This window comes from Nonomuraea sp. 10N515B, assembly GCF_052245915.1.
GTDB lineage: Bacteria > Actinomycetota > Actinomycetes > Streptosporangiales > Streptosporangiaceae > Nonomuraea.
Genome location: NZ_JBQQBQ010000027.1, coordinates 112,297 through 119,682, shown reverse-complemented (window position 1 = coordinate 119,682; position 7,386 = coordinate 112,297). Strand labels below are relative to the sequence as shown.

Genomic DNA, 7,386 nt, shown 5'->3' with positions numbered 1-7,386 from the left:
GCTCAGCCGCGACGTCACCGCGCAGGAGGTCAACGATGCCTTCTCCACCGCCGCCAGGGATGAGTTGCACGGCATCCTGCGCTACAGCACCGACCCGCTGGTCTCCCGCGACATCGTCGGCGATGCCACCTCGTGCGTGTTCGTCTCCTCTCTCACCCAGGCGAGCGGGGACCTGGTGAAGGTCTTCGGCTGGTACGACAACGAATGGGGCTATGCCAACCGGGTGGTCGAGATGGCCCAGCGGATGGTGTGACATGCAGACCGTTGCCGTGCTCGCCTTGTACCTCGACGAGAAGTGCCTGGCGCGCACGCGCAACGCCCTCCACCGCCCGGCGACGGTCAGTAATACTGGTGAAGTCGCGTATTCAGCTGTCGCGAGTTGTCGTCCCCCTAGGCCCTAATGGAGTTTCGTGCCCTCGGCGGCGTAGCGGTTCAGCTGCGGAACCCACGGAAGACGCCGTCCGCATCGGCGCTCTCGGCGAACTCGCCGAAGTCCATGTTGCCGATGGAGAGGTTGGCGTGAATCGCGGGAAGCTCGGAGGGAATGACGCGCATCTCCCATTTGAATTCCAGCTCGATGACCAGGAACGGCATCTCCTGCGAATCGATGGTGACCTTGTCGGCGATGACGAGGATCGGGTCCTTGTAGCCGTCCGGGAGCAGGGCGAGGAGCTGCTGCGAGGTGAGGCCTTGATAGGCGGGGTCCTCGACGACCTCCACCTGGTCCGAGAACTCCTCTATCCAGCCGTCCTCGTCGGTGTCGCCGAGAGAGTCGCGTACGGCCTGCCATCGTTCCTGGTCAGAGAAGTCGGTACGCACCAGGAGCAGGGCGTCGGCTTCGGGTAACATGTCCATCGGACGATCTTCGAGGCGGAGCCAGTGGCTCCGCAAGTGGCCCCCGGAAGCTCACCGACGACCGTAGTGTCCGTAATGGGTGCTTACTGGTGGCCTCACCTATTCAACTGTTGCGAGTTGTCCTTCCGGCAGGGCCTGATGGTGACGTTCCGTGTTCCCAGGCGGCGTAGCGGTTCCAGCCTCCACCGCTCTCCCGAAGGGGGCGGGCGGTGGTCTTGTCGTGGGTAGCTGAGGGCATCGGCGACGACGGGGGCAGGCATCTCCAGGAGGTGCTGCCGGATCGCGACGCCGCGGGCGGCGGCCGCCGCCGCGCTGGCCCCGCGGGGACGTTGGCGGCGGCTTTCTACGCCTGGAAACATCTGGGCGCGTATCCGGAAGTTCTACTCGTAACCAGGGCAGCCTAAGGGCTGGCCCAGGGGTCGCGGCGGTGCCCAGCATCTGGTCTGATGAGCGCGTGCCACCCGTACAACAACTCCGGCCGGGGATGCCCGGCCGGCAGCGCCGAACTCGCCGCCGACGTGCTGTGATCGTACGGTCGCCGATCTCGGCCTCCCAGAGATCACGGGTGGGTATGCTTTCGGGGTTGGACGGGCAGCGGAGTAGGTCCTGGCCTTGGGATGGGGGACGCCGGTCATGCGGACACGGATATTTCAGGTCGACGCCTTCACCAGCCGGCGTTTCGCGGGAAATCCGGCCGCGGTGGTGCCAATGGAGGAGTTCGCCGGCGACGCGGTGCTGCAGGCCGTCGCCGCCGAGAACAATCTGGCCGAGACGGCGTTCCTCGTTCCCGGAGACGGCGACTATCGCCTGCGGTGGTTCACGCCGACCGTTGAGGTACCGCTGTGCGGGCATGCCACGCTGGCCAGTGCGGCCGTGGTGATGGAGCGGCTGGAGCCCGGTCGCGACCGGGTGGTGTTCCACACGGTCAGCGGCCCGCTGCCCGTGCACCGGACGGGCGAGGGGTATGCCATGGACTTCCCGGTCCGGCGGCCCGAGCCCGTCCCTGCCCCCGCCGGGCTGACCCAGGCCCTCGGCGTGGTCCCGCTCGAGGTGGTCGCGGATGCCTTCAACTACACCGCCCTGCTGCCGGCCGCGCGGCAGGTGCGGGAACTCACCCCCGACCTCGCGGCGATCGCCGGGCTGGACCGGAGCGGGGTGATCGTGACCGCACCAGGGGACGGCGATCACGACTTCGTCAGCCGTTACTTCGCCCCGGCCAAGGGCATTCCCGAAGATCCTGTGACGGGAGGGGCGCACTGCTCGCTCGCCCCGTACTGGGCCACCCGGCTGAACAAGCGCGAATTTCGCGCCTTCCAGGCGTCGCGGCGCGGCGGCGAGATCGTCTGCCGCCTCGCCGGCGATCGTGTGGAACTGCGGGGTTCCTGCGTGTTCTACCTGGAAGGCGAGATCGAGATCTGAGCCGAGTAGGAGGGCGTCCGCGCACTACTTCTGGATACTCGCATAGCTAGCCCTGCTCGATCCGCGAGGGGCCGCTACAGTTCGGCGCCATGCGGCAAGCTACTGCCTATTTCACCTTCTCCTGGGCTTCTCCTGGGCAAGCTCAGGTGAGCGTCGTGGTTGGCCCGCAGGGCGCAACTCAAGTCGTCAGGATGTGCCGCCGAAGGCGACGTCCTTGGTCTCGACCGCCCCAGCCGTCCGCCCCGGCGCCGTCTGGTAGGTCCAGTAAAGGTTCGTGTGCGCGATGACCTGGTCCGGCGGCGGTGCGCCCCATGCTGTCTTGTCGCTCGTCGTGTGGGCGTCGCTGACCAGGGTCGCGTCGTACCCCCTGGCGAACGCGCCGTGGAGCGTCGAGCGGATGCACGCGTCGGTCTCCGCGCCGACGACGATGAGCCGCCCAACGCCGAGTCCCGACAGCACGGTCTCCAAAGTGGTGTCCTCGAAGGAATCGCCGTAGCTCTTCTCGACGAGCGGTTCGGCGTCCTCTGGAGTGAGCTCCGGGACGATCCGCCAGTCGTCGCTCCCCCTCGTGAGCTCCTCGTCGGAGTGCTGGACCCAGACGACCGGGACCCCTTCCCGCCGCGCCCGTTCGACGAGGCCGGCGACGTTCGCGACGACCACGTCGCGCTGGTGGGCCTCTTCGACGACGCCCATCTGAACGTCGACGACAAGGAGCGCGGTGTTCGGCCGGTTCTCCAATGTGGTCATGAGCTCCCTTTGCTCGTGCTGGGTTCGTGTCTACGCACGGTAGCTCCACCCACCGACAGCGGGGCGGTCGTCGATCAGCGCTGCCGCCCAGGCGGCAGCACGAGGAAGTCCGGTATGTCCGGACAGTTGAATGGGCGAGCTCACCAGTCCAGGACCCCGGACACCTGGCTGGAGCGGGCTCATGAGCGTTGGGATGAGGTCCGCGATCTCCCTCAGGTGTTCATCGCGCTGCGATCCGGGATGCCCTGGATACGGACGCGATCAAGTACCGACAAAAGGGGCAGTCTCCTGGTCGTGAAGGGTGGGTCAGAACCGTTCGTTGATCGCGGCCGACGAGAATGGCGGCTTTGCAGTCCGCCTTTCGGTCAGGTGGAGGCGAGCCCGCGTCCGAGCGTCCGATCGAGGGCTATGCGGGTGAGCCAGCCCAGGCCGGCCGTGAAGAGCGGCGGCCACACGATCGGCCCGAAGGTGTAGCCCACCAGCACCACGAGCGGGATCCACACACGGTTCACCGCCTGGTGGAGCGCGCCGGGCGGGCGGACCCCAGCGAGCCGCGTCAGATCGGGTAGCGCGAAGAACACCAGCGCGGCGGCCGTGGTCGGCAGGGCGTACTTCTGGCTCTCGAAAACGGCGAACGCGGCCAGGAACAGCGCGACAGCGCCCCAGACGATCCTTTTCGGCCGGCTGCCCACGCCGGGGATGCGCGGAGACGCGGCCTCGCGCGGAGGTTCAGTGCTCACGCGGACAGCGTACAGATGACCTTTGCTAGAACGCGAGCGAGGTCTCGCATTCTGGCGTGTGCCCGGACGGCAGGCGTTCGGTGAGCTTCTCGGCCAGCTCAGGGTCCACGACGTAAAGCTGGCGCATGGCGGCGGCTGCGCTCTGGCCCCGGTCTGCGAGTACTTTCCGCCGTTCGCGGTGGTGCGACAGCCACAGCCGGTGACCGTGCGGCACCTGCTCAGCCACAGTTCCGGCCTGGCGCGTGCTGTGATCATGCCGCTCATGAGTTGCGTCTTCTGCCGCATCGTCGCCGGCACCGAGCCCTCGCAGACCATCCATAAGGACGAGCACGTCATCGCCTTCCTCAACCTCGCCCAGGCCACCAGGGGTCACACGCTGGTCGTCCCCAGAGCGCACCATCGAGACCTGGGGGAGATCCCAGCAGAGACGGCAGCACACGTCATGCGGGCCGCGGTCGAGGTGTCCCGACGGCTCGCCGGCGCGCTCGGGGCTCCTGGCGTGAATCTCTGGCACGCCAGCGGCGAGACCGCCTGGCAGAGCGTCTTCCACTTCCACCTCCACGTGGTGCCCCGCTTCGAGCCCACCGACCTCACGCCGCCGTGGACGGAGGTCGAGCACCCGGTCGAGTCCCTCAAGGGGCTGGCCGAGAAGATCAGAGCCTGGCGCTGAGGACGAGCACTAGGACGGGCTACTGCCCCCTATCAGCAATCATATGAACACGCTAGGTGAGTGGTCGAGCCTCCGAGTGCTGCTACTTCTCACCGACATTCCGGGCCCGATCAGCCCCCGAGTGCTGCCCAAACTGACCGACAAACGCTGCTGCTATTCACCAGCAAAATCAGCCGGACGAACGCCAATCAGTCGCCGACATCGCCACCGCCATCGGCGAGGTCACGGCCCACGCGATCGAGGCCACCAACACGGGCCGGACCGAGGACGCCGCCGAAGTCCGCGCAATCACCGAGGCCATGGTTCGTCTGCTGGCCAGCATCCCGCTGCGGTCCGACGGGCAACTCACCGTCAAGTCCCTCGCCGAGGAGGCCGGGCTGCGGCGTAACAAGCTGACCCACAAGCACACCGGGCCCAAAGACCTGTTCTACGCGCTGGTCCGAGGCCAAGACCACCGCCCCAAGATCGCCGACCACCTGGAGGCCGACAACGACCGGCTCCGCCAGAAACTCGCCGATCTCCGCACCGACCACACCCGGCTCAAGGAGCAACTGGCCCGGTTCGCCCGCGTCATCCACGTGCTGGAAGTGGAGAACGCCCAACTCCGCGAGCAAGCCCAGCCTGGTGCCGTCGTCCGTCCACTACCACGACTCGCCCAGTAACCCGAGCATGCTCCCAGTGGCCTCGGCCGTCGACCGCAGCCACTGCCAACTTCCGAGAACAAGGAAGCAGATGTCGGCATATATATTCGGGCACGCCGTTGAGTACAGGTAAGCCTGCCGCACAGGTATGTGGTAGGTGAGGTCAACTTCAGCTGAGGAGACGTTCGCGCATCTCTTGGGCAGGACGGTACTGCGGGTCGAGGGTCAGTGCCTGGTCGTAGCAGGCCAACGCGTCGGCCGTGCGGTCGGCTGCGGCGAGGGCATCGCCACGCAACACCCAAGTTCGGACGTCCCGCGGGTCGATTTCTAAGGACCTGTCGTATGCCGCCAGCCCATCGTCGACCTGCTCCATTGCGGTGAGCAGAGTTCCCAGCCGACGCCAGCCGTAGCTGTAGCGCGGAGCGATCTCAAGCGCCTGCTCGATGCGTTGTAGGGCCTCGTCGTATCGTCCTTGCCTTCGCAAGAAACCCGACCAGTTGGCCAACAGTTCGACATCGCGGGGAATCCGCTCGGCTGCGCGCCGGAACATGGCCTCCGCCTCATTCGGCCGGCCGAGGTCGTCGAGCGACGCGGCCTTGTTCCGAAGCGCCATGGGGTAGTCCGGCGCAATACCGAGGCAGTGGTCATAGCAGCTGAGCGCCTCCTCGTCGCGGCCGAGTTCGCTCAAAGCACCACCCTTGCAGACCCAGGTACTGGGTTCCTCCGGGGTGAATTCGAGTGCCCGGTCGTAGCTGTCCAATGCCTCGACACGACGGTCTAGATCGACGAGCGCCAGGCCTCGGACCTGCCACAGGCGGCCGCGGACAACATCGTCGTCCCCTGTCGCGGCAATGGTAAGACCTCGGTCGGCGGCGGTCAGAGCCTGGTCGGGCATGCCCAAATGACGAAAGCCGACGCTTCTGTCGACCCAGGTGTACGGGCTCACCTTGCCCGGTAGCGGAGGCGATGGCACGGCGCGCATGGTAAGCCCGCGATACACGCTGCCCAACTGTCCGCGAACCTCGCCGAAGGTGGCTGGGCGGCGGTCCGGATCGGGATCGGCACAGTCCCGGATCAGGTTGACCAGGTCTCGCGAGGCACGCCCGCTAGTTCGCCACCGGTCGAGGTGCCGACGACGGCGGCCGATCGGTGGCAGTTGGCCACTGAGCAACTGATACAGCATTATTCCGAACGCGAATACGTCGGTTCGAGTGTCCAGCCGGGCACCGAGCTCGAACTGCTCCGGCGCCATGTAGGCAGGTGTGCCGGCGACGGTGCTGTACAGCGCTCGCGCCGAGGTGTGCCGTTCAGACAGGCCCAGCGAGGTTTCCTGGGCATACCGGAGTGCGCGGGCTAATCCAAAGTCGGTGACCTTCAAGGTGCCGCGCCTGGTCAGCATGCAGTTGGAGGGCTTCAGGTCTCGATGTACGAGGCCGAGCTGCGAGCGTGCATGTTCCATCCCATCGCACAGCTGAATGCCTAAGTCCACAGCGGTTCGGGCGCTGAGCGGCCCCTTTGCCAGGCGATCTCCCAGGTCACCTCCGTCGACGTAGTCCATGACCAGGCATGGGAATCCTTCGATCAGCTCCACCGACCTCGCGGTAACCACGTTGGGATGCGGATCGAGGCTTATCCACGTGGTTGCTTCGATGAGGAAGCGACGACGATCTTCGTCGTTCCACAGCAGCCGCGCATCGAAGGACTTGAGGGCGACCCGCTCGTTGTCCTCGACATTCTTGACGACATAAACCGCACCAAATCCACCCCGGCGCACATCCAGCACTTGGTATTGGGTGATGCCACCACCAGCAGTCCCGCGAGCGCCCTGCAGCAACTCTCCCACTGCGAAGTTGGACCTCTTTGGAGGCTCGGGAGGCAAGGCCCTCGCGGCAACTCGTGCATTTTGGTGTGATGGGTCGACATCCAGTGCACGCTCGTAGGCCTGACGGGCGGCTTCCACGCGCCCAGCCCGCTGAAACAACGCTCCCAGCTCGACGTGCAAATCGGCAGAACCAGGCCGCAGCAAGGCGGCCTGCCCCAGCGCTTCGATGGCCTCATCAAGCTTGCCCGCAGCCATCGCCGCACGGGCCTCATCGCGGAAACATCGGGCGTCATCACCCTGATCGAAACGATCGACCTTCCTGCCCCACCACCGCATGTTCACGCCTCCTCCAGCGCAGCCCATGCTCGCGTCACCGACACACCGTACAGGCACACCGTCGGGAGCCCTCCCTGTCGAGTCGTACACGCCTCCCACCAGACGCCGGACATTGCGCACGTTTCTCCGTACACGGCTCACTAAACGGCTTGCACA

General features: G+C 66.2%; 8 protein-coding genes and 1 pseudogene. 4 read left to right on the top strand and 5 right to left on the bottom strand.

What is annotated here, in order from left to right:
- A pseudogene (locus ACTWQA_RS33560) lies at nucleotides 1-253 on the top strand (type I glyceraldehyde-3-phosphate dehydrogenase); the annotation flags it as partial.
- A 179-nt stretch (nucleotides 254-432) separates the two neighbouring features.
- Here ACTWQA_RS33560 and ACTWQA_RS33555 read toward each other — a convergent pair.
- Complete coding sequence (locus tag ACTWQA_RS33555; protein WP_443162999.1) at nucleotides 433-855, bottom strand: DUF6924 domain-containing protein; 423 nt, start codon at nucleotides 853-855, stop codon at nucleotides 433-435.
- 633 nt (nucleotides 856-1,488) lie between these two features.
- Between ACTWQA_RS33555 and ACTWQA_RS33550 the strand changes: the two genes are divergently transcribed.
- Nucleotides 1,489-2,274 (top strand): PhzF family phenazine biosynthesis protein, encoded by a 786-nt coding sequence (locus tag ACTWQA_RS33550; protein ID WP_443162998.1) that lies wholly within the window; start codon nucleotides 1,489-1,491, stop codon nucleotides 2,272-2,274.
- Nucleotides 2,275-2,460: 186 nt separating this feature from the next.
- Here the strand turns inward: ACTWQA_RS33550 and ACTWQA_RS33545 are convergent, their stop codons facing one another.
- From ACTWQA_RS33545 to ACTWQA_RS33535, 3 genes are all read right to left on the bottom strand, one after another.
- The gene (locus ACTWQA_RS33545; RefSeq protein ID WP_443162997.1) at nucleotides 2,461-3,021 is read right to left on the bottom strand and encodes an isochorismatase family protein; all 561 of its coding nucleotides are present in this window, start codon (nucleotides 3,019-3,021) and stop codon (nucleotides 2,461-2,463) included.
- A 365-nt stretch (nucleotides 3,022-3,386) separates the two neighbouring features.
- Entirely contained in the window at nucleotides 3,387-3,761 is a 375-nt protein-coding gene (locus ACTWQA_RS33540; protein WP_443162996.1) for a hypothetical protein, read from the bottom strand.
- A 25-nt stretch (nucleotides 3,762-3,786) separates the two neighbouring features.
- The gene (locus ACTWQA_RS33535; protein ID WP_443162995.1) at nucleotides 3,787-3,987 is read right to left on the bottom strand and encodes a hypothetical protein; all 201 of its coding nucleotides are present in this window, start codon (nucleotides 3,985-3,987) and stop codon (nucleotides 3,787-3,789) included.
- Nucleotides 3,988-4,023: 36 nt separating this feature from the next.
- On the opposite strand from ACTWQA_RS33535, the gene ACTWQA_RS33530 reads away from it, so the two are divergent.
- Both ACTWQA_RS33530 and ACTWQA_RS33525 read left to right on the top strand, forming a co-directional pair.
- A complete protein-coding gene (locus ACTWQA_RS33530; protein WP_443162994.1) occupies nucleotides 4,024-4,431 on the top strand; it encodes an HIT family protein in 408 nt (135 codons plus the stop codon).
- Nucleotides 4,432-4,730: 299 nt separating this feature from the next.
- Entirely contained in the window at nucleotides 4,731-5,093 is a 363-nt protein-coding gene (locus ACTWQA_RS33525; RefSeq protein ID WP_443162993.1) for a hypothetical protein, read from the top strand.
- A 148-nt stretch (nucleotides 5,094-5,241) separates the two neighbouring features.
- On the opposite strand, the gene ACTWQA_RS33520 is transcribed toward ACTWQA_RS33525, so the two are convergent.
- Nucleotides 5,242-7,230 (bottom strand): tetratricopeptide repeat protein, encoded by a 1,989-nt coding sequence (locus tag ACTWQA_RS33520; RefSeq protein ID WP_443163005.1) that lies wholly within the window; start codon nucleotides 7,228-7,230, stop codon nucleotides 5,242-5,244.
- Nucleotides 7,231-7,386 lie beyond the last annotated feature (156 nt).

What these genes read in the sequence shown, in the direction of transcription:
- ACTWQA_RS33555 (WP_443162999.1), bottom strand. Translation starts at nt 855, where the DNA reads ATGGACATGTTACCCGAAGCCGACGCCCTGCTCCTGGTGCGTACCGAC.
- ACTWQA_RS33550 (WP_443162998.1), top strand. Translation starts at nt 1,489, where the DNA reads ATGCGGACACGGATATTTCAGGTCGACGCCTTCACCAGCCGGCGTTTC.
- ACTWQA_RS33545 (WP_443162997.1), bottom strand. Translation starts at nt 3,021, where the DNA reads ATGACCACATTGGAGAACCGGCCGAACACCGCGCTCCTTGTCGTCGAC.
- ACTWQA_RS33530 (WP_443162994.1), top strand. Translation starts at nt 4,024, where the DNA reads ATGAGTTGCGTCTTCTGCCGCATCGTCGCCGGCACCGAGCCCTCGCAG.
- ACTWQA_RS33525 (WP_443162993.1), top strand. Translation starts at nt 4,731, where the DNA reads ATGGTTCGTCTGCTGGCCAGCATCCCGCTGCGGTCCGACGGGCAACTC.
- ACTWQA_RS33520 (WP_443163005.1), bottom strand. Translation starts at nt 7,230, where the DNA reads ATGCGGTGGTGGGGCAGGAAGGTCGATCGTTTCGATCAGGGTGATGAC.